Origin of the sequence: Polynucleobacter nymphae, assembly GCF_018882155.1 — a bacterium.
GTDB lineage: Bacteria > Pseudomonadota > Gammaproteobacteria > Burkholderiales > Burkholderiaceae > Polynucleobacter > Polynucleobacter nymphae.
Window position 1 is genome coordinate 110,889 of the sequence record NZ_JACVPA010000002.1, and the last position, 21,721, is coordinate 132,609.

A 21,721-nucleotide genomic window follows, 5' to 3' on the forward strand; every position below is an offset into this window, starting at 1 on the left:
CAAGAGGAGCGGTAATGCCATACGTAGCCCCAGTAAAAGACATGTTGTTTGTGATGAATGAGTTAGCTGGGCTAGCAGATGTGGTGGCTTATCCTTCTTATGCACAAGCAGGCGCTGATGTTGATTTGGCTCCAGCAATTCTGGAAGAGTCTGCAAAGTTCAATCAAGACGTTGTTGCACCACTCAATTGGCCCGGTGATCAAAATCCAAGCTCATGGAAAGATGGTGTTGTTACTACAACGCCTGGTTTTAAAGAAGCGTTTGCGCAATTTGCTGCTGCTGGTTGGCAGGGTGTAGTACATCCAGCTGAGTTTGGTGGCCAAGGATTACCAAAGTTAATTGCCGCTGCTTGTTTTGAAATGGTGCACTCAGCCAGTTTGTCTTTTGCTTTATGTCCCATGTTGACTGATGGCGCAATTGAAGCCTTGTTAACTGCAGCTAGCCCAGAAATTCAAGAGCAATATGTGCCGAATATGATTTCTGGCGAGTGGACTGGCTCCATGTGCTTAACCGAGTCGCAGGCAGGCTCTGATTTATCGATGGTCCGCTCTAAAGCTGTACCTGAAGGTGATGGCACCTACAAAATATTTGGTACCAAAATCTATATCACCTATGGCGAGCACGATATGGCAAAAAATATTGTCCATTTGGTGCTGGCAAGAACTCCAGATGCGCCAGAGGGGGTTAAAGGGATTTCGTTATTTGTAGTGCCCAAATTTTTAGTCAATACTGATGGCTCTTTAGGCGAGCGTAATGATGTTCACTGTGTATCGATTGAGCACAAGCTGGGCATTAAGGCGAGCCCAACTGCTGTTCTGCAGTTCGGCGATCACGGCGGTGCTATCGGCTACCTGGTTGGTGAAGAGAATCGCGGCCTCGAATACATGTTTGTAATGATGAATGCCGCTCGCTTTGCAGTAGGCATGCAAGGCATTGCAGTGGCTGAGCGTGCTTATCAAAAAGCCGTCCAATATGCCAAAGATCGTGTACAAAGTCGTGATCTCTCAGGCTCAGATGGACCGGTAGCAATTATTCATCAACCAGATGTTAAGCGCATGCTGATGACAATGCGTGCTTATACAGAAGCTTCTCGTGCATTGGCTTATTACGCTGCTGCTGCTTATGATGCGCAACATGCAGCACCTGACGAACCCGAGCGCAAAACGAGCCAAGCTATTTATGAATTCTTAGTGCCGATTGTGAAAGGATTCTCAACAGAGATGTCAATCGAGGTCGCTAGCTTAGGAATCCAAGTACATGGTGGCATGGGCTTTATTGAAGAGACGGGCGCTGCTCAACATTATCGCGATGCGCGTATCTTGACGATCTATGAAGGGACTACTGCCATTCAGGCAAATGATTTGCTTGGTAGAAAAACAGTACGAGATGGCGGTGCTACTGCGAAGGTATTTTCACAAAAAATAGCCCAAATAGAAAAAGAGTTAGCAGCGAGTGCTTCAGCAGATGCTCAGGCAGTACTTAAGCAGTTAACTGCAGGACGCAAAGCATTTGAAGAAGCAGTGGCTTATATTGTGGCAAATGCGAAGAGCGATGCCAAAGCAGTGTATGCCGGTAGCTTTGCTTATTTACGTCTGTCTGGCTTGGTATTGGGTGGTTGGCAAATGGCTCGTAGCCTCTTAGCTGCGGAGCGTTTACGCAACAGCGACCCTACTTTTTATGGCGCCAAGATTGCTACGGCGCGTTTCTTTGCGGAGAATTTATTGCCACAAGCTAGTGCCTTAGCCACTTCGATTCTTGAGAGTGGCCACTCTACAAATGCTTTAGAGGTAGAGCAATTCTAAAGTTATTGGGATAGCTTTCTTGCTTCATGAATTTGAGAGATGAAGAATTGCTCAAAAGAGACAGCCAAAAAGGTCATCATCACACCAGCACCCAATATGAGTGAGAAGATCACCGTCAGAATCACTGGCCAGCCAGAGCGGGTACGATGGCGATCTTCAATGCCAGGATTAAATTGTGCATCCCATTTCTCATCAGGGCGAAGACCAAAGGCAATCGTCGTTAACCAACTGGCTTCTATAGCAATAAAACCGAAGGTGACGAGAACCCAACCAGGTGCGGAGTGAAAATGGGCGTTCTTTAAGATGATCCAACCAGCAATGCCGCCAATCAAAGAAAATAATTGTGCCCAGGCCAAAAAGGATTTTAGGCCTTGTAAGTAAAAACAATTGAGTCCGCTACCCGGGAAAAAAAATCCGAGGGCGCAAAAAATCAGTTTGGAGTTTTTCATTAATCTTTTATCTTTTGATTGACTTATTTATTGACATTGGGGCGCTGCGTAAAGCTCAGTACTTCACGATCAGCTCCAATCATCAGCAATTGATCGCCATTTCGGACGATGCTGCGATAGTCATTGAGCTCATACAGAAAATCATTTTCTAATTCATTACGTTGAGGCGTACATGCCATCTTGGTGCTCACAATCTTAGTGAAGGTAAAGCCACGATTATCTTCATCCAACTGTGCAGTAAACCGATTGCAGCCGGTGGAGCCACTCACGCGCTGACCAGCGGCATCAAAACTTATTTGAATGGGATTACTAGTGTCACCTTGTGGAATTTGGCGGGTACGTACCTCACCACTGCTGTTGGGGGATAAGTTCCAGCGGGTGAGCTCCCATTTGGTATTGCGAAGTTCACTGCTAGGGGGACTAGTTTTAGCGTTACAGGGCGGAATGACGTTAGCGCACCCAGTCAAGAGAGCGATACCCAGAGACGAAAACACCACAAATAGGCTTCTTGAAAAGCTCTTAGAGAGCTCTTTTGGGAGGGTATGGGTCACTATATTTGCATGCATATTTATCTAAGTTATTGTTTTATATGTATTTTTTATTCACTGGAGGCTTCTATTCTACTGTCTTAGGCGCTTAAAAAGGTGGAAGAAGTAGGGGTTTTCGTCTAGAATATGAGGTTTTCCGCTCTACCGTGCGTTACTTTGGTGGGCCGGAGCCCAAGATTTTTTCATTTTAGATTTTTTAAGGAATAAGTATGGTCGTCATTCGACTGGCACGCGGCGGTTCTAAGAAGCGCCCTTTTTACAGCATCGTTGCTACTGATAAGCGCAACCGTCGTGACTCGAACTTTATCGAGCGCATTGGCTATTTCAATCCACAAGCAGTTGCAACTGAGCAAGCTATGCGCATCGCTCAAGATCGTTTGACTTATTGGACTGGTGTTGGCGCGCAAATATCTCCAACCGTTGTTCGTTTGATCAAAAATAATCCTGCTGTTTAAATCACTTTGCTAAAGACTTCATCTATGTGGTGGAGTTTTTGGCAGCAGGATTTCAGTAGTTTTATTTCGGGAAAATAGGGTGTCTTTCAAATGAGTTCACCTTCCCTAAATGATTTGATTGAACTTGGCGCCGTTTCTGAGGCCCAAGGGTTACAGGGTCAAGTGAAGGTTAGACCTCACTCATCAGAGCCAGTAGCGCTTCTATCTTCTAAAGCTGTTTGGTTATCTCTGATCCCGCGTAGGGATGCAGGTGTCTCTGCGTCTGTTGAGCAGGCTTCGTTAACTCAATTTAAAGTGAAGAGCGCCAAAATGCATAGCGGCAATGTCGTCATGGCCCTAGAGGGCGTGAGCAATCGTGATCAAGCACTGGCATTAAAAGGCGCCAGAATATTAGTAGCGCGTGATGCGTTTCCGATACCAGATGATGATTCTTATTATTGGATTGATCTGATTGGATGCATTGCAGTGAATCTGCAAAATGAAGCACTTGGTGAGGTGATTGATGTCACTGAGAATGGTGCGCATGGTGTGATCGCCATTGGCGATGTATCAAACAAAACGATTAAACAATTAATCCCATTTGTAAAAGAAGTGGTGAAAAACGTAGACTTGGCTAATAAAACAATTACTCTTGATTGGCAGAGTGATTGGTGATGAACGAATAAAAAATAAACCGACGAATATAGATATGCGCTTTGATGTTGTGACTTTATTCCCAGAAATGTTCTCCGCTTTAACGCAGTGGGGTGTGACTGGTCGCGCATGTGAGCAATCACTAGCTAGTGTTCATCTGTGGAATCCGAGAGATTTTTGTACCGATCCTCGTAAGACGGTAGATGATCGCGCCTATGGCGGCGGTCCAGGAATGGTCATGATGGCCAAACCCCTGGAAGATACCGTTGCCAGTATTAAAGCGGCCCATCAGGCCGCCAATATCAAAACAGGCCCTATTTGCCTATTAGCGCCTCAAGGTGAGCGGTTTTCTCAGAAAATAGCCGCTGACATTCTCCAATATGGCAATTTGAGCTTCATTTGCGGTCGGTATGAGGCAGTCGACCAACGTTTTGTTGATCGAAATGTCGATTTGCAGCTCTCTATTGGCGATTTTGTCCTTTCTGGGGGTGAAATCCCCGCTATGGCGATGATGGACGCGGTGATTAGGCTGATCCCAGGAGCTCTTGGAGATGGCGAATCTGCGGCCCAGGATAGCTTTATGAACGGTCTTTTGGACTATCCACACTACACCCGCCCCGAAATATATGAAAATTTGTCAGTGCCGGACGTGCTTTTAGGTGGACATCACGCTAAAATAGCGGATTGGCGTCGGCAGAAGTCTTTAGAGCTGACGTTCAGGTTCCGGCCGGATTTAATTGAATCTGCTAGAGCCAATGGGTTGCTAACCCGAGAAGATGAACAATTTCTTCGCTCGCTGTGAATACTCTCAGTAGTGATTTAAAGGTTATGTTTTTGGTTTAGTGAAATTGTTTTAACTGCATCCTCTGTTAAGTCCGTTGATAAATATCTCGGGATTAAACGTTAACAAGATGTTTAAGGATTGAAAATGAATTTAATTGAAAAAATTGAGCAAGAAGAAATTGCTCGCTTAACTGCTAACAAAGTATTGCCAAGTTTTGCGCCTGGCGACACAGTGGTTGTTAGCGTAAACGTTGTTGAAGGTACACGTAAGCGTGCCCAGGCCTTTGAAGGCGTTGTGATTGCGAAGCGTAATCGCGGACTCAATTCTAACTTTATCGTGCGTAAGATTTCTTCTGGTGAAGGCGTTGAGCGTACTTTCCAAACATACTCACCATTGATTGCTAGCATTGAAGTGAAGCGTCGCGGTGATGTTCGTCGCGCGAAGTTGTACTACTTGCGTGATCGTTCTGGTAAGTCAGCACGTATTAAAGAAAAGCTTCAAGCTCGCACTAAGGCAGTAGCTGCTCCAGCTGCTGAATAATGGCTGCTTTGATGCAAATTAAAAAGGCGGCCTAGGTCGCCTTTTTTGTAGCCTTAAAATATGAATATGCCCAAGATCCCTGAGACCGAAGAAGATGCAATCAATGTGGCTGCACCGCCGGGATTTGATGCGCAAGCTATTCCGATTCATGAGGTTTGTAGTAATCAGAGAAAAGTACCTATAGAGCATCTTGAGCCAGCAAGCTTAAGGGCCCGTTTTGAGTCTCCTCCAGTATGGCAGCCAGAAATTACTGATGAGAATCGTCATGTGATTGCATCTGACATCATTGCTAAACGCAATGCTGCCGGCAAGGTGACTAAAGCAGCGGTACTGATTCCTTTGGTGTTGAAGGAAGATGGCTTATGGGTTTTATTGACACAGCGTACTAATCATTTACGTGATCATGCTGGGCAAATTAGCTTTCCTGGAGGTCGGATGGACTCGGAAGATCAGAGCCCTCACGAGACTGCGCTTCGGGAGAGCGAAGAAGAGATTGGTTTGGACCGCAAGCAGGTTGAGATTATTGGGCATTTACCGCAATATTTAACCGTTTCTGGCTATAGCGTTACGCCGGTAGTGGGGTTAGTACAAGCTCAGGCAGAATACGTCTTAGATGAATTTGAAGTGGCAGATGTATTTGAAGTGCCCTTACGTTTTTTGTTAGATCCAGCAAACCATCAGGTTAGGGTGTGGCAAAGTGAGCAGGGTGGCCGTCGTTTTTATTCAATGCCTTATGAGAACCGCTTTATTTGGGGTGCCACTGCGGGAATGTTGCGTAACCTATATCATTTATTAAAAGTATGACTTTCTTTTCTATTCTCTTCGCCCTCATTGCTGAGCAATATCGCCCAGTAACTGCTAGCCATTGGATTGTGCGTACTAGCACCCGTTGGCTAGATTGGGTCGCTGGAGAATTCGGTGGCAAGACTGAAGAAGGTGCAAGCCCAGTTGGCGCACGCTTGGCCTGCTTAGTAGCCTTTATTCTGCCAACCTTTTTAGTGTTCTTGGTTTATGTCACCTGTATGGTGACCTACCCAATCTTGGGTTTCTTGTGGAACATCGTGATTGCCTATTTGTTTTTCGGCTTTCGTCAGTTCAGCCATTCCTTTACTCTGGTCCATCAAGCCATTGAGGCTCATGATTTGCCAGCAGCACGCGCTGCATTAGGTGATTGGTATGGCCCAGACTTGGATACTTCCAATTTGACAGAAACTCAAGTCATCTCTTTAGCGCTTGAGCGTGCCATCATTGGCTCACATCGCCACGTGTTTGGTGTACTGTTCTGGTTCATGATGCCAATGGGCCCCGCAGGTGTTGTGCTCTATCGTTTGGCTGATATTGCTGCTCAGCGTTGGTCTGAGCGCGGTGACTTTAATTTGAGCGAAGCCGCACGTCATTTCTTCTTCGTGCTCGATTGGATTCCATCGCGTATCACTGCAATGGGCTTTGCAATTGTTGGTAATTTTGAAGGTGCTGTTTATGCATGGCGCTACCTCACTCAAAAATGGACTGACTCTTTGTCAGCAGTCATATTGGCTGCAGGTGGTGGCGCCTTGGGTGTGCGTTTAGGTGAGCCCTTAAGCGAGCCCGACAGCGATGAAGCATTAAGGATGGCAGAGGCTGGTGAGCCGCTAATCTATGAAGTAGGTCTTGAGCCTACCGAACGCACAATGCGCTCCGCAGTAGGCTTGGTATGGCGCCTAGTTATCGCTTGGATGGCTTTATTGCTAATGCTGACCATCGCTCTTTGGCTTGGCTAATTCCCTGAATTTGCGTATCTGCAGTTTTTGAGTCCGAGTGCAGCTGTCTAAATAGCGCCAGTCTTTCTGGCGCTATTTCATTTCTATCGACTGCATCTCTTACGGCGCAATCTGGCTCTGATTCATGTGCGCAATTATGAAAGCGACACTTTCCCAGTAAGTCTTTAAATTCTCTAAAGGCGTGTTGTAATTCACTTACGGACATGTGGGCCAAACCAAACTCCTGAAATCCTGGAGAATCAATGAGTGCCCCAAGCTTACCGGATGGATCTCTACCCCAAGCCTGCGGTAATTCAAAATAACGACAAGCGGTCGTAGTGTGCTTCCCAGTGTCTAAACGCACTGAATATTCTTGGGTAAGGGCAGCAGCATTAGGAACCCAGGCGTTTAAGAGGCTCGACTTACCCATACCTGATTGACCTACAAAGACGGAGACCTTGCCACAGAGAGTTGATTGGAGTGCATCAATCGATGCAGAATCAAACTTAGCGGATACCTCGCTTACTGAATAGCCCATGCGTGCATACGGCGCAATGATTTTGCGAGCGTGCTCTAGATTGTCTTTGAGGTCACATTTATTTAAGAGAATATGTAAGCCAATTTGATTAGCTTCTGCAGCTACTACAGCTCTACCCAAAAGATCGGGTGAGAACGCAGGTTGCGTTGCGAGTACTACCAAAATTTGATCGACATTAGAGGCAATGATCTTGCTCTTAAATGCATCTGATCGATAGAGAATATTCTCGCGGGGCTCAATTTGAATAATGCGCGCTTGATCTGCCGATGTCATCTCAAGAAGCATGCGATCGCCAACTGCACCAACGTGCTGCTTAGCAGGCGTGCTCACTTGTATTAATGAGCCCTGAGGCGATTCATTTCCTTGTGTGTCTAATACCAAACGCTGCGCTAGATAGTGCCTTCCATAAGAAGCAGTAAGTAGCGCGTGAAACTGTTCCATTGAAGATGAGTTTTAGCTTAGACGCTGTAAGTTAGCAATCCGCAGTGGAGCCGGTGGATGTGAGCTATAGAAGGCGGTATAAATCGGATCCGGAGTGAGCGTTGAAGCATTGTCTTGGTATAGCTTGACTAAAGCAGAGATCAAATCTTGAGCAGAAGATTTTTCGGCAGCAAAGCCATCGGCCTCGTATTCATGTTTACGTGAAGCTAGACTGGCAAGTGGTGTAAAGAAAAAGCTAAATACTGGAGATACCAGCATAAAGAGGGCTAGTGCTAAGCCGCCGTTATAGCCATTGAGGTTGGGCATCACGCCAAGGTCGGTGTAGAACCAGACTTTGGTGCTAATCCATCCCAGTAGAGCAAACATAGCAAAGCTCAAGGCAAAAGAAACGAAGAGGCGCTTACGAATATGCTTGCATTTAAAGTGGCCTAACTCATGAGCAAGCACCGCTTCCACTTCACCCGGGTTCAGTTTTTCAATCAAGGTATCAAAGAAGACAATGCGTTTTGCCTTGCCCATGCCAGCAAAGAACGCATTGCCATGCGCACTACGCTTACTGCCATCCATTACAAATAAACCTTGACTAGCAAAGTCACAGCGTTTCAGTAGGGCTTCGATTTGGGTTTTTAAAGGACCATCTTCTAGAGCTTGAAACTTGTTAAAGAGCGGGGCAATGAAGGTAGGAAAGATCCACTGCATCAGCAAGCTAAATGCAGTCAACACTCCCCATGCCCATAGCCACCAAAGATCACCAGCTTGAGCCATGAGAGTGAGAATCACCCAAAGCAGTGGGATACCAATTGCACCACCCACCCCTAAACCCTTCATCATGTCGCTGAAGAATAATTTTTTACCCATGCGGTTAAAACCAAAGCGCTCCTCCAGATGAAACTGTTTGTACCAGGAGAAGGGGATATCGATAATTCCGGAGATGATCACGATAGAGACTAGGAGGGCAATTTGTTGGGCAATTCCTTCGCCTAATAATTGCAGAAGAGCCATATTGAGAATTTGCAAGCCACCCAATAAAGTGAAGGTAATTAAAATAATGGCGCTGACCCCATTTTCTAAAATACCGAGGCGGAGTTTGGCGATAGTGTAGTCAGCTGCTTTTTGATGTTCGGCTAAGGTCACTTTTTCAGCAAATTCTGCAGGAACCCGATCGCGGTGCTGGGCTACATAGCGGATTTGACGTTGGGACAGCCAGTGGCGTAGGCCAAAACTGGCAATGAAGGCGATTAGAAAAACAATTGTGAATGTCATGAGATCATTATAGATATGAGCGAACAAACAAACATGGCCGAGAAAAAGGCGCCCCCCGCTAATGAGCACCTCATTTGGGTGGATATGGAAATGTCGGGTTTAAACCCCGAAACCGAGCGCATTCTAGAAATCGCCATCATTGTCACGGATGCCCACCTCAATACCATTGCAACTGCCCCGGTCTGGGTCGTTCATCAAGATGACACCATTTTAGGTGCAATGGATGCTTGGAATACAGGTACTCATGGCCGTTCTGGTCTGATCGATAAAGTCAAAGCATCTACATTGGATGAGGCAACTGTCGAAGCAGAGTGCATTGCTTTTTTACAGAAATATATTAAGGCTGGTATTGCACCGATGTGTGGCAATACGATTGGTCAAGATCGTCGCTTCATGGCTAAGTACATGCCGAAGTTAGAAGCTTATTTTCATTATCGAAGTATTGATGTGTCGACTCTCAAGGAGTTGTGTAAGCGTTGGCATCCAGAGTTGGTGAAGGGTTTTACTAAAAATCAGGCCCATACCGCCTTGGCAGATATTGAAGAATCTATTGAAGAGCTAAAGTACTACCGCGATAAATTTATCGTACCGCTGCCTTAATTTTGAGGTTTAGAAAGATGGGTATAGGTAATAAAGAAAAAGGTCTGCCGCAGCAGACCTTTTTGTATTTAAAGCGAGTTTAATTACTTGGCGTTAGCAACTGCATTTTCAGCTTTATCTACCAATGCAGCACCAATTTGATTTTTCCACTTGTTATATACGTCACGAGTGGCGGCAACAAAGAGTTTGCGATCTTCAGGCGTGAGGTAAGTTACTTTAACGCCATATTGCTCCACATCTTTCCAAGCCGGTTGATTTGGCTCTACTAGACCTTTGCGAGCAATAGCTACCTCTTGTTTACCAGCATCAATTGCTGCCTGCTGCACGATCTCGCGATCTTGAGGAGTCCAACTTTCCCAGACTTGTTTATTTACAACAAAGATCAATGGGTCAGCAACATAGCGCCATACCGTAACGTACTTTTGCCCCACTGTGTAGAGTTTTGCTGAGGCATAAACAGACTCAGGATTTTCTTGACCATCTACTGCGCCAGAAGCCAATGCAGCTTGAGTATCGGCCCAGCTCATCTGAGTTGGGTTTGCGCCTAGTGCTGAAAAAGTTTCGTTGTAAATCGGTGATCCCACCACGCGGAACTTCATGCCTTTAAGATCTTCTGGTTTCTTAATTTCTTTTTTAGAGTTAGAGATCTCTCTAAAACCATTTTCACCCCAAGCAAGTGGAACAACGCCTTGCTTCTCGATGATGTCTAGCAAATCTTTGCCTACAGGGCCTTTCACTAGAGCATCAATCGACTGATAGTTGGTCATCAAGAAAGGCAGCGAGAATAAATTAAGCTCTTTGACCTGTGGCGACCAGTTAATAGTGGAGCCAATTGACATATCAATCACGCCTTGACGGATCGCCGTGAACTCACGGGTCTGATCACCACCAACTAAAGAGGCACCAGGATAAAGTTTGATGTTGATACGCCCATTGGTGCGCTCACGTACGAGATCGGCCCAAATTTCTCCACCTTTCCCCCAAGGGAAGGCGGTGCCAAGTACCAGTGACATTTTGTACTCTGATTTATATTCCGCAGCGATTGCTAGATTCGAGTGCAATGACGCTGTGAGACCCACTACTGCAAGCAATGAAGCTAGTGTGCTTGTCAGGAAAGAGCGCTTATTCATTTGAAACCCCTTTTTTGCTTTTGATAAAGTTTTTTGATTCTATATGAGAACTCAAGGCACGCTCTTCTGGTGCGATGCACAAATTTTTAGTAGCCTAAATAACGTGGCAACCAAGTGGCAATTGGCGGGAATATCAAGACTAGAACCATCGCCATGAAGAACGCCCCAAGCAGCCAAATAACCCAAGGGATGGTTTCTTCCATTTTGACGCCAGCGATCTTGCAGGCCACCATCAGATTGACCGCGAGTGGTGGCGTAAATTGTCCCAGGGCAACCTTCAGTGTGAGGATGACACCAAACCACACTAGGTCCCATTGATAGGCTTGGGCAATTGGTAAAAGTAATGGCACAAAGATTAGGAATATCGAAATACCATCTAGAAACATTCCCAAGGTCATTAGTAGTAGGACGATGAGAGCCAAGACTCCTGCCTCACCAATGCCTGAGTGCGCAATCGCATGAGCCATTGGATCGATGACACCTAAGGTTGAGAGTGCATAGGCAAAGATGCCAGCCAAGGCGATGACCATTAAGATTACCGATGAGGTTTCTCCAGCCTCGAGAAGGATTACATAAAGGTCACGAATTTTGATGGTGCGATAAATCACCATACCTACAAACAGGCCATAAAACACTGCAACGACAGCGGCTTCCGTTGGCGTGAACCAGCCCGCGCGCATTCCACCCAAAATAATAAAGGGCGCACTTAAGCCCCAGAGTGCCTCTTTGCAACTTTTCCAAAAAGGTGGACGCGGTAAGTCCGCCTCTAGGGCACCCATCTTATGTTTGCGTGCCAGCCACACTGCAGGAACAATAAGGGCGATGCCAGCAAGTAGACCCGGAAACATTCCCGCAGCAAAGAGTGCTGGTACTGATGCACCTGGCACGAGAACGCTATAGACAACAAAGGCAACAGATGGGGGAATCAAAATATCGGTTGCGGCAGCTGCACCAACAATACTGGCTGCAAAAGCGCGAGGATAGCCAGCGTTTGCCATTGCTGCAATCATGACACCACCCACTGCTGCGGCATTTGCTGGGCCAGAGCCAGAGATACCTCCCAGAAACATGGCTACCAAGATTGCTACTAAGGGCAGCATGCCAGGGCCACGACCCACAATCGCTACTGCAAAATTCACCAAACGCTCTGCAACGCCGGAACGATCAAAAATAGAGCCTACCAATACAAACATCGGAATGGCTAGCAGCGGGTACTTAGCAATACCCGCATAAAAATTTTGTGGAACAGCTAGTAATCCATAGTTTGCTGTATCGAGGTTTGATAGGGTGATAGCAACAATGCCTCCAATGCCAAGAGCAGCACCAATTGGTACGCCAATGAGCATTAGCGTAATAAAAATCACAAAAAGAATGATGGCGATCGTAATCATTTAGTTCGCCATTGTTTGATCAGCAAGATTCCGGAGCGAACCGCAATTAGGATGGAGAGTAGCGGCAGCCAGATGGTGTACCACCATTTAGGAACTCCGATACCAGGAGATGTTTCTCCAAAGCGGTATTCATCCCAGGCTAGTAATGAGCCGAGATAGGCTAGCAGCAGGTAAAGTAAAAACGTTGCAGAGCCAGAAGCAATCGCGAGATTACGACGGCGCTGTGGTGAGCCCTTATCAGAAAAAATTTCAATCCGAATATTGCGATCTCTTGCAGCAGCAGCGCTGCCGGCAATTAAGGTCAAAGCCATCATTAAGAAGATTGAAAACTCTTCGGTCCAGGCAAATGATTGATTCGTGAAATAGCGAGCAAGTACATTGCCAAAAGTAATTAACGCTAAAAAGCCCATTACTGTGACAGTGATCCAATCTTCAATCCGTAAGCCTGGCTGCTCTAAAGACTCTGTCTGCTGATTTTCAACTTCTGTGATATTGAATTTGTCGCTCATAGGAAGTGCATCCCAATGACTCGCATCGGGAGAAAAGGGTAAAGTTATTTTTTGAGAGCGCTTTTGGGTCTAAAGACTTTGATGATCTCTTCATTGGTCTCGATATAAGGCCCACCGATTAAATCAATGCAGTAAGGAACTGCGGCAAAGATACCTGGAACGAGGACTTTCCCATTATCATCTTTGAGGCCTTCAAGTGTTTCGGCGATCGCTTTGGGTTGACCGGGCAAATTAATAACAAGCGCGGCATGTTCTTCAATTTCTCTTAGCACGGCAACTTGCCTTGACAATATTGCAGTTGGAACAAACTTCAGGCTAATTTGACGCATTTGTTCACCAAAGCCGGGCATTTCACGTGTTCCAGCATCCAAGGTAGCCTCAGGGGTGACATCTCTGCGAGATGGCCCTGTGCCTCCTGTAGTGAGGACTAGATCACACCTCATGTCATCTACCAATTCTACAATGGCTTCTGTGATGATTTCAGAGTCGTCTGAAATGAGGCGCTCATGAAAGTCGCAAGGATTTTTAATGGCTTTCATGAGCCAAGTCTGCAGGGCAGGGATGCCCTCATCTTGATATACCCCTTTACTGGCTCGATCAGAGATCGAGATCAGGCCAATTCTGACTTCATTTGGGGTGCTGCGCTTTTGGTCTTCGGTATGCTTCATGTTTCTATTCTAGCTATTATTAGGGCATGTTTACATATACATCCAGTCAGTTTCAAGAAATCGTCGATTTCTTGCTTAAAGAAGCCAAAAGAAGGGGGGCTTCGGACGCTGTTGCCGAGGTTTCTGAGGGTCAGGGCCTATCTGTAACGGTCCGTAAAGGCGAGGTTGAAACGATTGAGCAAAGCTTAGACAAGCAGGTCGGAGTCACGGTATTTTTAGGACATCACCGTGGCAATGCCAGCACAAGCGATTTTTCCAAAGCGTCATTGAAGGCAACTGTTGATGCCGCATATCATATTGCCGAGCACACTGCTGAAGATGCTTGTGCTGGACCGGCTGAACGTGAGCTCTTAGAAAAAAATCCTCGTGATTTGGATTTGTTTCATCCATGGAATATTGATGCAGCACATGCAGTGGAAATTGCCCGCATTGCAGAAGGCGCTGCATTTTCAGTGAGCAAGCAAATTCAGAATAGCGATGGCGCATCTGTATCTGCACACCATGCGCATTTCATGATGGGCACAAGTCATGGCTTTATGGGCGGCTATCCATTTTCTCGCCATTATATTTCTTGCGCACCTATTGCAAGTGAGGGCGGTAAGCAGCCAAATATGCAACGTGATGATTGGTACTCTACTTCGCGCATACCAGAAGAATTGGCTGACCCTGCCTTAATCGGTCAGTACGCAGCACAGCGTGCGCTATCCCGTTTAAAGGCGCGCTCATTGACAACGCGTCGTTGCCCTGTCATTTTTGAGGCGCCATTGGCTGCAGGGCTCTTGGGCGGATTAGTACAAGCTGTGTCAGGTGGAGCGCTCTATCGACGCTCAAGTTTTTTATTAGACAGCCTAGGCAAGCAAGTGCTTCCAAAACATATCAGCCTTTTTGAAAATCCCCATCTAAAGTCGATGACAGGTAGTGCGCCTTTTGATGAAGAGGGCGTGAAAACTGCTGCACGTACTGTTGTGGATAAAGGGATCTTAGAAGGATATTTTTTATCTACTTACTCAGCCCGTAAATTAGGAATGAAGACTACCGGTAACGCTGGTGGCGCACATCATTTAAAGCTACAGAGTAAGAAAACGCCCAAAGGTGGATTACCCGCTTTACTAAAAGAGATGGGTACAGGCCTCCTAGTTACTGAATTAATGGGGCAGGGCGTGAACTATGTCACTGGGGATTATTCACGAGGTGCCTTTGGCTATTGGATTGAAAATGGTGAAATCCAATATCCAGTTGAAGAGCTAACGATCGCAGGTAATCTACGCGATATGCTGTTAGATATTGCTATGATTGGTAGTGACACTTTGATACGGGGAACTAAAGAAACCGGCTCAATTTTGATTGGTTCGATGACTGTTGGCGGAAAATAAATACTGAAAGGGGATGGAAATGCAAAGACGTTCATTTTTAAAGAAAGCGACCATTGGAGCTGGAGTCGCCGCTATCGGCGCACCTGCGCTTGCGCAAAGCTTACCAACTCTCAATTGGCGTTTAGTATCTAGTTTTCCTAAATCCTTGGATAGCTTGTTCGGTGCACCCGAGGTATTTGCTAATTCATTACGCAAAGCTACTGATGGAAAATTTAATGTCAAAGTATTCGCTGCTGGCGAAGTTGTTCCTGCTTTGCAAGTATTAGATGCCGTTCAGAACGGCACTGTTGAATGCGGTCATACAGCGAGCTATTACTACTTAGGCAAGAACAGTGCATTTATATTTGATACTGCAGCGCCTTTTGGCATGACTGCAAGGCAACAATCAGCATGGATGCTTCATGGTAATGGTATGAAGTTGATGCGCGAGCTCTATGCAAGTTACAACATTGTTAATTTCCTGGGTGGACAAACTGGCACTCAGATGGGTGGCTGGTTCCGTAAAGAAATTAAGTCCCCTGAAGATCTCAAAGGATTGAAGTTCCGTATCGCAGGTTTTGCAGGGCAGGTATTGGCAAAGTTGGGAGTAGTTCCACAGCAATTACCTGCTGGTGAAATCTATTCAGCTCTTGAAAAGGGCACGATTGATGCTGCTGAATTTGTTGGGCCTTACGATGATGAAAAGCTGGGCTTAGCAAAGGTAGCTAAGAATTATTACTATCCTGCATTCTGGGAAGGTGCCGCTGGCCTTTCTTTCTTAGTCAATAAGAAGCAGTGGGACTCTTTACCACCTGCCTATCAAGCAGCCTGGGAGGCTGCTTGCTTTGAGGCCCATGTGGATATGTGCGCTAAGTATGATGCGTTAAACCCACCCGCACTGCAGCGCTTACTCGAGAGTGGCGCAGTCTTGCGCAAGTTCAATACTTCAGTAATGGACGCTTGTTTCAAGGCTAGTCAAGAAACCTATGCAGAGGAATCTGCCAAGAATCCTCAGTTCAAAAAGATTTTTGACGACTATCGCATCTTCAGAAACATGGAAGCGCAATGGTTTAATGTGGCAGAGCAAGCCTTTGCGCAATATAGCTTCAATAAGAAACTCTAAGTTAATTAATCACTCAAGAGAGGGGCTGCAAAGCCCTTTTCTTTTTTTACTCAATCTCACAGGGCTTATTAGTATTGCATCATGCTTGAAACCCTCATCAACCCAGTGACAGAATCCTTTCACGCACACTCGCTCGCATTTTTCATTTGCGCCATTTTGAGCGTCATCGTCGTGGGGATTTCGAAAAGTGGCTTTGGGGCTGGCTTAGGAGTGCTTTCTTTGCCGCTCATGGCTAGTCAGTCTACTTTAAATGAGGCATTAGCGATTTTATTACCGCTATTAATTGCGATTGATTTGGTAGGGATACGGCGATTCTTGAAGAATGCGAATTGGCGAATTCTGAAACTGATTCTTCCAGCGGCATTTTTTGGCATGTTGTTGGGGATGATTTTCTTTACTGTCATTACACCCAAAGCTTTAACACTTTTTGTGGGCGTATTTATTATGCTGTTTTTAATTCAGATGTTGGTGACATCCCATTTCGATTTGAGAGACGCCAAGCCTTATCCTTGGTTAGGCCGCCTCATGGGGGTCACTTCTGGGTTCACTTCCTTCGTAGCGCACAATGGCGGCCCACCTATCACCATCTTTATGTTGCGCGAGAACTTGTTACCAATGGTTTATACCTCTACTCTGGGAGTGTTCTTCGCTTTTATTAATTTTGGCAAGTTAGGACCTTATGCTTATTTAGATTTACTCCATTTCAAGCAATTGGCCACTTCAGCCATTCTTTTACCTTGTGTACCAGTAGGCGTTTATCTCGGTTTTTATTTAGCCGAAAAAATTTCAGTGAAGTGGTATTACCGTATCGTGCAGTTTTTCTTGCTAGTAGCCAGCGTCAAGCTCATTGCTGACGGCTTGATGTAACTCCTTATTGAGAGCTAAGAACCTGCTGTAAGAAGCGCGAGATATCAATGAGCTCTTCGCGGTTAACAGAGTGCTCCATTGGATACTCATTCCATTCGACCGAATACCCCATATTTTCAAGCAAAGCATATGAGGCTTGGGCGCGGTCTAGTGCAACTACTGGATCGTATTCTCCGTGAGCCATGAAGATAGGGGTATTTTGGTTTGCTGAGTGCTTTTCAGTGGGAGCAGTCGTTGCTAATGGTAAATATCCTGAGAGCGCCATCATGCCAGCGAGCTTGTGTGGAAAGCGTAGGCCGACATGTAAAACCATTGCGCAGCCTTGTGAGAAACCAGCCAATACGATGTTTTCATAAGCAATGCCACGACTTGCCTCACGCTCGATTAATTGAACAATAGATACAGCTGATTTCGAAATACCTGAAGCATCTTCTTGATCCACTAAGCTACGCCCAACAATGTCATACCAAGCAGGCATGACATAACCACCATTTAAAGTGACCGGCATACTTGGTGCGCTTGGAAAAACAAAGCGAATCCCTTGGCAGCCAGCCAGATTGAGTTCGGGGATGATAGGGGCGAAGTCGTTGCCATCAGCTCCAAGGCCATGCAGCCAAATAACAGCGGCTGTTGGGTTTGGGGTAGTTTCCAGTTCAATGCAAGGCAGTAATTCCATGGAGTATCCAGTAAGTATTGGGATGTTTTTAATGTGTCATTTTAATAGAGTATCTCAAAAGAGCGCCAGGGTAGTCAGTCAATACTATTGGGGTGTAAGATGTTTTCATCAGCAGCAAGTACCTTGGAGATTGCGGATGAAACCCTTCTATATTGACTATCCTCAGGAAAAAATTGAGGAACATCAACATGCTTATCGCTGCCAGTATTGCAAGATAGCGACAACGGTCATCTTTGGCTTACTGGAAAACCATGCAGAAGATTGCCAATATAGAAAACAGCAAAGTAAGTGGGTGCAGTTAGAAGTAAAGCTCAAGCCCCATAAACAACATTTTGATGAACCCCATGCCGACGAGGTGGATTAAATGAAAAGCTATCCCATTGCTCTTGAGTTAACTGTTTGGTTTGATCTTGGATTAAACCAATATGAGGTAGTGATTGATGGGGCCTCGAAGATTTCGATTAAAAGAACAGATGATGTATTGCATAGTAGGGAGCTTAGTGCCTCTGAGGTAGCAATTCTGATTGACGCGATTGAGGCAGTCAAAGTGCCCATCACTGAGGAGCTGCAGGCTAAGTCAAATAATAAAGCCACTTCAAGCTACGAACTGATTATTGAGTCGGCTCATTTTTCCTTGGAATTTAATTGGGAAAATTTAGATGTAGAGGCGAGTAGCTCTAATGCCTTTGAGTCTGTTGTTAAGCTTGCCAGCTTGGTTCAGAGCCTGGACTTAGAGCACTAACCGGTCTAACTTTCTACGACAACGAATTCACCCAGAGAGATTTTTTCTCTGAATTGAGAAAAAGAAAATCGGGCCTTAATTTTCTTGGTATTTATTACTTCAATCTTTCCTTCAGAGGTGAGATTGGCAAGATACTCGCCTTCCGGAAAGAGGGCTTCAGGAACAGTTTCAGTCTCTTGCATTTGAGCAGCGACTACGAGGCTTTTGGTAATTTTGATACGCATACCGTATCTTAGGTTATAGAAATTAGTAGTAATTTGAGGGCTGCACAATTTTGAAAATCAGATGCACCAATTCTGGGTTTTTAAAATGAATGCAAATAAAAGCATTGCAAATAGGGCTTTTCTAGGTTTTGCGCTTACATTCAATTTCATCTCGCACTCTAGTAGTGCAAGCCACCTTGCCTGGAGAGATTGAGACAAATCCATACCTGCTATCAATCGGAACCATGAATTGGGAAGTGCAAGCCCGTATTTTGTGGGTCTCTAGGCAGTCTAGAGGGATGCCACCAGGGGGTAATCAGAAAGGATTAAAATCAATAATTCTTTAGCTATCAAAAGCCTTAACTTTCAATAAATGATTGAGCGTAAACAATATGAGTAATTTAACCTTCCAGTTTGAAAAAGCCTACATTAATGGCCAATGGGTTGAGGCTGATAACAAAGCCACTATTTCTGTTAATAATCCCGCTACAGGTCAATTGATTGGCACGGTTCCCAATATGGGCGCAGCTGAAACGCGCAGAGCAATTGATTTTGCCAATCAAGCTTTACCGGCTTGGCGTTCCAAAACCGCTAAAGAACGTGCCAAAATCTTGCGCAAGTGGTTTGATCTCATCATGCAAAATCAAGAGGCACTCGCGCAACTGATGACAGCTGAACAGGGCAAGCCCCTAGATGAAAGTAGGGGTGAAGTTGCTTACGGCGCCTCCTTTATAGAATGGTTTGGCGAAGAGGCGAAACGCTTGTACGGCGAGACTATTCCTGGACACGCTCCTGATAAAAGATTAATTGTAATTAAGCAAGCTATCGGTGTGTGTGCTGCTATCACTCCTTGGAACTTTCCATCGGCCATGATTACCCGCAAAGTTGGCCCTGCCTTAGCAGCTGGTTGCACGATTGTTTTAAAGCCTGCAAGTCAAACGCCATTTAGCGCCTTAGCTCTATGCCAATTAGCTGAAGAGGCAGGCATTCCTCCTGGAGTGTTTTCTTGTGTAACAGGGTCTGCAATCGCAATCGGTGGTGAGCTTTCTTCAAATCCCATTGTCAAAAAACTCAGTTTTACTGGATCAACTGAAATTGGTAAGTTGTTATTAGCCCAATGCGCAACGACAGTGAAGAAGGTGTCCATGGAGTTGGGTGGAAATGCGCCATTTATTGTCTTTGATGATGCTGATATTGACGCAGCCGTTAAAGGGGCAATTATTTCTAAATATAGAAATGCTGGCCAAACTTGTGTTTGTGCTAACCGCATCATGGTGCAAGATTCGATATATGACGTATTCGTTGAAAAATTTACCAAAGCAGTTGGCGCCCTTAAAGTTGGCAATGGCTCTGAAGTCGGTACTGTTGTTGGACCCTTGATTGACGATAAAGCCCTTGCTAAGGTTGAAGAGCAAGTAAACGATGCCGTGAAAAAAGGCGGAAAAATTGTGATCGGCGGTAAGCGCCATGCATTGGGCGGTTCTTTCTATGAGCCTACTGTAGTTTCTGGCGCTACTAAAGATATGCTTGCATTTCGAGAAGAAACATTTGGACCTTTAGCCCCGATATTCAAATTTTCAAGCGAAGCAGAGGCCATAGTGATGGCTAACGATACACAATTTGGTTTGGCTTCTTACTTCTACAGTCAGAACATTGGCCGTATCTGGCGCGTAGCAGAGGCATTGGAATACGGTATGGTCGGCATTAATGAGGGCATTATTTCTAATGAAGTTGCTCCTTTTGGTGGAGTCAAGGAAAGCGGTCTAGGTCGCGAAGGCTCACAGCACGGCATCGAAGACTATTTAGAGCTCAAGTATCTTTGTATGGGCGGTATTAAGGCGGCAGAATAAAAAATAAATAGAAGAGCTCAAAAATGGGGTCCATCACTGTAGAAGATGCCATCACTTCCCGGAAATCCGTGCGGGCATTTACAAAAGATCCTGTACCAAAGGAGACCATCACTAAGCTCTTGAATATTTCTGCGAGAGCACCCTCTGGCACCAATACCCAGCCTTGGAAAGTCTACGTATTAGAAGGTAAAGCGCTGCAAGATCTTTGTGCCAAGGTATGCGCCGCTTATGACAGCATCGCTGCTAATCCAGAGTTAGAAAAAGAATATCAGGCAAGCTATGACTATTACCCAAACAAATGGTTTAGTCCATACATTGATAGACGTCGCGAAAATGGCTGGAGCTTGTATGGCCTTCTAGGTATTACTAGGGCCGATAAAGATAAAATGCATGCGCAGCAGCGCAAGAATTTTGAGGCTTTTGGCGCGCCGGTCTGTATTTTCTACACAATCGATAAAGAGTTAGGTAAGGGTTCTATGCTTGACTATGGCATGTTCTTGCAAAGCTTCATGATTGCAGCCAAAGGTGAAGGTTTAGATACTTGTCCGCAAGCTGCTTGGAATCATTACTCTAAAATTATCTTGCCCTTCATTGGCGCAAAAGATAATGAGATGCTGGTGTGTGGTATGTCGCTAGGCTATGTCGACAAGGCTGACATTGTGAACACCTTTCACACTCCCAGGGTAAGCGCAGAAGAATTTACTACTTGGCTTAGTTAAGGCCTGCTCTCATTTCAGCGGAGCGATCCCAAAGATTGGGAACTTGCTTAGAGGAATAACCAGAAACAAAGTTCTTCATACTGCCGGTCACGGGATCATAGGTATGCCGTTGAACTGCACCAATATTTGCGCCATACACATGAATGCTAATCGAAGTTTTATCAGGGATGGCATTGCTTACTACATGAATGTCACCAATAGCAGGACTCACTGCCTCAATATCGCCTTGGCGCAAAACAGTTTCAGGGCCATCCACAACTAGCCCTCCAGAGGGTAGTTGCTTATAGTGTTGCCCCTTTTCCATACCCCTAAGCATACCAATCAAACCCCAGATACAGTGATCATGGATTGGTGTTTTTTGACCTGGGCCCCAGACAAAACTCACTACCGAAAATCTTCCTAAGGGGTCTGCATGAAGTAAGAACTGCTGATAAAACTCAGAATGTGGAACTGTGCAAAATTCTGGGAGCCAGGCATCTGACTGAATCAAGGTTTTGAGTAATGTAGATCCCTTGCTAATGAGATTTTGTTCTACTGACTCTTGAGAAACCAGATTCGTCATTCCAATGACGAACTCACGCAAGGGGGCGATAGTGTCTGATGAATTATGCATATATTCAATTGCCTCGGATCTTCTGGAGCATTAGGCTGCCTTATGTCTTGATTATGATGCTGATCATAAAGCAAGCTCTTGCTTAA

The 21,721-nt window shown here is 45.5% G+C and carries 26 protein-coding genes; 15 read left to right on the top strand and 11 right to left on the bottom strand.

Annotation, left to right across the window (positions count from 1 at the left end):
* Positions 1–14: 14 nt before the first annotated feature.
* Positions 15–1,802 carry an acyl-CoA dehydrogenase gene (locus ICN29_RS09200; RefSeq protein ID WP_216132511.1) on the top strand — a complete coding sequence of 596 codons (1,788 nt, stop codon included), beginning with the start codon at positions 15–17 and terminating at the stop codon, positions 1,800–1,802.
* Between the two features lie 2 nt (positions 1,803–1,804).
* Here ICN29_RS09200 and ICN29_RS09205 read toward each other — a convergent pair whose 3' ends face one another.
* Both ICN29_RS09205 and ICN29_RS09210 read right to left on the bottom strand, forming a co-directional pair.
* Positions 1,805–2,158, bottom strand: a complete 354-nt coding sequence (locus ICN29_RS09205; protein WP_255538165.1) for a hypothetical protein — start codon at positions 2,156–2,158, stop codon at positions 1,805–1,807.
* Positions 2,159–2,274: 116 nt separating this feature from the next.
* Complete coding sequence (locus tag ICN29_RS09210; protein ID WP_216861525.1) at positions 2,275–2,817, bottom strand: META domain-containing protein; 543 nt, start codon at positions 2,815–2,817, stop codon at positions 2,275–2,277.
* A gap of 191 nt (positions 2,818–3,008) precedes the next feature.
* Here ICN29_RS09210 and rpsP point away from each other — a divergent pair, with 191 nt between their 5' ends.
* The 6 genes from rpsP to ICN29_RS09240 all read left to right on the top strand — a co-directional run bounded on the left by rpsP (position 3,009) and on the right by ICN29_RS09240 (position 6,971).
* Positions 3,009–3,254 (top strand): 30S ribosomal protein S16, encoded by a 246-nt coding sequence (rpsP, locus tag ICN29_RS09215; protein WP_088524866.1) that lies wholly within the window; start codon positions 3,009–3,011, stop codon positions 3,252–3,254.
* A 90-nt stretch (positions 3,255–3,344) separates the two neighbouring features.
* The gene (gene rimM / locus ICN29_RS09220) at positions 3,345–3,908 is read left to right on the top strand and encodes a ribosome maturation factor RimM (RefSeq protein WP_216132515.1); all 564 of its coding nucleotides are present in this window, start codon (positions 3,345–3,347) and stop codon (positions 3,906–3,908) included.
* A gap of 34 nt (positions 3,909–3,942) precedes the next feature.
* Positions 3,943–4,689: a tRNA (guanosine(37)-N1)-methyltransferase TrmD gene (gene trmD, locus ICN29_RS09225; RefSeq protein ID WP_216132517.1), complete on the top strand. Its 747-nt coding sequence runs from the start codon at positions 3,943–3,945 to the stop codon at positions 4,687–4,689.
* A gap of 126 nt (positions 4,690–4,815) precedes the next feature.
* Positions 4,816–5,211: a 50S ribosomal protein L19 gene (gene rplS, locus ICN29_RS09230; protein ID WP_216132519.1), complete on the top strand. Its 396-nt coding sequence runs from the start codon at positions 4,816–4,818 to the stop codon at positions 5,209–5,211.
* A gap of 66 nt (positions 5,212–5,277) precedes the next feature.
* On the top strand, positions 5,278–6,015 hold the full coding sequence (locus ICN29_RS09235; protein ID WP_216132521.1) for a CoA pyrophosphatase: 738 nt from the start codon (positions 5,278–5,280) through the stop codon (positions 6,013–6,015).
* Positions 6,012–6,971, top strand: a complete 960-nt coding sequence (locus ICN29_RS09240) for a CobD/CbiB family protein (RefSeq protein ID WP_216132523.1) — start codon at positions 6,012–6,014, stop codon at positions 6,969–6,971. The genes ICN29_RS09235 and ICN29_RS09240 overlap by 4 nt, the downstream gene beginning before the upstream one ends.
* Here ICN29_RS09240 and rsgA read toward each other — a convergent pair.
* Together rsgA and ICN29_RS09250 are read right to left on the bottom strand one after the other, a co-directional pair.
* Positions 6,916–7,929: a ribosome small subunit-dependent GTPase A gene (rsgA, locus tag ICN29_RS09245; RefSeq protein WP_216132525.1), complete on the bottom strand. Its 1,014-nt coding sequence runs from the start codon at positions 7,927–7,929 to the stop codon at positions 6,916–6,918. The two genes, ICN29_RS09240 and rsgA, sit on opposite strands and share 56 nt — an antisense overlap.
* A 12-nt stretch (positions 7,930–7,941) precedes the next feature.
* Entirely contained in the window at positions 7,942–9,192 is a 1,251-nt protein-coding gene (locus ICN29_RS09250; RefSeq protein WP_216132527.1) for a M48 family metallopeptidase, read from the bottom strand.
* Positions 9,193–9,207: 15 nt separating this feature from the next.
* Between ICN29_RS09250 and orn the strand changes: the two genes are divergently transcribed.
* Positions 9,208–9,792: an oligoribonuclease gene (orn, locus tag ICN29_RS09255; RefSeq protein WP_255538166.1), complete on the top strand. Its 585-nt coding sequence runs from the start codon at positions 9,208–9,210 to the stop codon at positions 9,790–9,792.
* An 83-nt stretch (positions 9,793–9,875) separates the two neighbouring features.
* On the opposite strand, the gene ICN29_RS09260 is transcribed toward orn, so the two are convergent.
* From ICN29_RS09260 to mog, 4 genes are all read right to left on the bottom strand, one after another.
* Positions 9,876–10,922 (bottom strand): DctP family TRAP transporter solute-binding subunit, encoded by a 1,047-nt coding sequence (locus ICN29_RS09260; RefSeq protein ID WP_216132528.1) that lies wholly within the window; start codon positions 10,920–10,922, stop codon positions 9,876–9,878.
* A gap of 86 nt (positions 10,923–11,008) precedes the next feature.
* Positions 11,009–12,313, bottom strand: a complete 1,305-nt coding sequence (locus tag ICN29_RS09265) for a TRAP transporter large permease (RefSeq protein WP_216132530.1) — start codon at positions 12,311–12,313, stop codon at positions 11,009–11,011.
* Positions 12,310–12,822: a TRAP transporter small permease gene (locus ICN29_RS09270; protein ID WP_216132532.1), complete on the bottom strand. Its 513-nt coding sequence runs from the start codon at positions 12,820–12,822 to the stop codon at positions 12,310–12,312. The genes ICN29_RS09265 and ICN29_RS09270 overlap by 4 nt, the downstream gene beginning before the upstream one ends.
* A gap of 44 nt (positions 12,823–12,866) precedes the next feature.
* Positions 12,867–13,490, bottom strand: coding sequence for a molybdopterin adenylyltransferase (gene mog, locus ICN29_RS09275; protein ID WP_216132534.1), 624 nt, complete (start codon positions 13,488–13,490; stop codon positions 12,867–12,869).
* Positions 13,491–13,516: 26 nt separating this feature from the next.
* On the opposite strand from mog, the gene pmbA reads away from it, so the two are divergent.
* The 3 genes from pmbA to ICN29_RS09290 all read left to right on the top strand — a co-directional run bounded on the left by pmbA (position 13,517) and on the right by ICN29_RS09290 (position 16,832).
* Entirely contained in the window at positions 13,517–14,863 is a 1,347-nt protein-coding gene (gene pmbA / locus ICN29_RS09280; protein ID WP_216132536.1) for a metalloprotease PmbA, read from the top strand.
* Between the two features lie 19 nt (positions 14,864–14,882).
* Positions 14,883–15,965 (top strand): TRAP transporter substrate-binding protein, encoded by a 1,083-nt coding sequence (locus ICN29_RS09285; protein ID WP_216132538.1) that lies wholly within the window; start codon positions 14,883–14,885, stop codon positions 15,963–15,965.
* Between the two features lie 81 nt (positions 15,966–16,046).
* Positions 16,047–16,832, top strand: coding sequence for a sulfite exporter TauE/SafE family protein (locus tag ICN29_RS09290; protein WP_216132541.1), 786 nt, complete (start codon positions 16,047–16,049; stop codon positions 16,830–16,832).
* A 4-nt stretch (positions 16,833–16,836) separates the two neighbouring features.
* Here ICN29_RS09290 and ICN29_RS09295 read toward each other — a convergent pair whose 3' ends face one another.
* Entirely contained in the window at positions 16,837–17,508 is a 672-nt protein-coding gene (locus ICN29_RS09295) for an alpha/beta hydrolase (RefSeq protein ID WP_216132543.1), read from the bottom strand.
* A 136-nt stretch (positions 17,509–17,644) separates the two neighbouring features.
* On the opposite strand from ICN29_RS09295, the gene ICN29_RS09300 reads away from it, so the two are divergent.
* Both ICN29_RS09300 and ICN29_RS09305 read left to right on the top strand, forming a co-directional pair.
* On the top strand, positions 17,645–17,872 hold the full coding sequence (locus ICN29_RS09300; RefSeq protein ID WP_216132545.1) for a hypothetical protein: 228 nt from the start codon (positions 17,645–17,647) through the stop codon (positions 17,870–17,872).
* Entirely contained in the window at positions 17,873–18,250 is a 378-nt protein-coding gene (locus ICN29_RS09305; protein WP_216132547.1) for a hypothetical protein, read from the top strand. It abuts the gene before it with no gap.
* Positions 18,251–18,255: 5 nt separating this feature from the next.
* Here ICN29_RS09305 and ICN29_RS09310 read toward each other — a convergent pair whose 3' ends face one another.
* Entirely contained in the window at positions 18,256–18,474 is a 219-nt protein-coding gene (locus tag ICN29_RS09310) for a hypothetical protein (RefSeq protein ID WP_216132549.1), read from the bottom strand.
* Between the two features lie 371 nt (positions 18,475–18,845).
* On the opposite strand from ICN29_RS09310, the gene ICN29_RS09315 reads away from it, so the two are divergent.
* Together ICN29_RS09315 and ICN29_RS09320 are read left to right on the top strand one after the other, a co-directional pair.
* Positions 18,846–20,303: an NAD-dependent succinate-semialdehyde dehydrogenase gene (locus tag ICN29_RS09315; protein WP_216132551.1), complete on the top strand. Its 1,458-nt coding sequence runs from the start codon at positions 18,846–18,848 to the stop codon at positions 20,301–20,303.
* A 23-nt stretch (positions 20,304–20,326) separates the two neighbouring features.
* Complete coding sequence (locus ICN29_RS09320) at positions 20,327–21,022, top strand: nitroreductase (protein WP_216132553.1); 696 nt, start codon at positions 20,327–20,329, stop codon at positions 21,020–21,022.
* Here ICN29_RS09320 and ICN29_RS09325 read toward each other — a convergent pair.
* A complete protein-coding gene (locus tag ICN29_RS09325) occupies positions 21,015–21,635 on the bottom strand; it encodes a cysteine dioxygenase family protein (protein ID WP_216132555.1) in 621 nt (206 codons plus the stop codon). The genes ICN29_RS09320 and ICN29_RS09325 overlap by 8 nt on opposite strands.
* Positions 21,636–21,721: the final 86 nt, after the last annotated feature.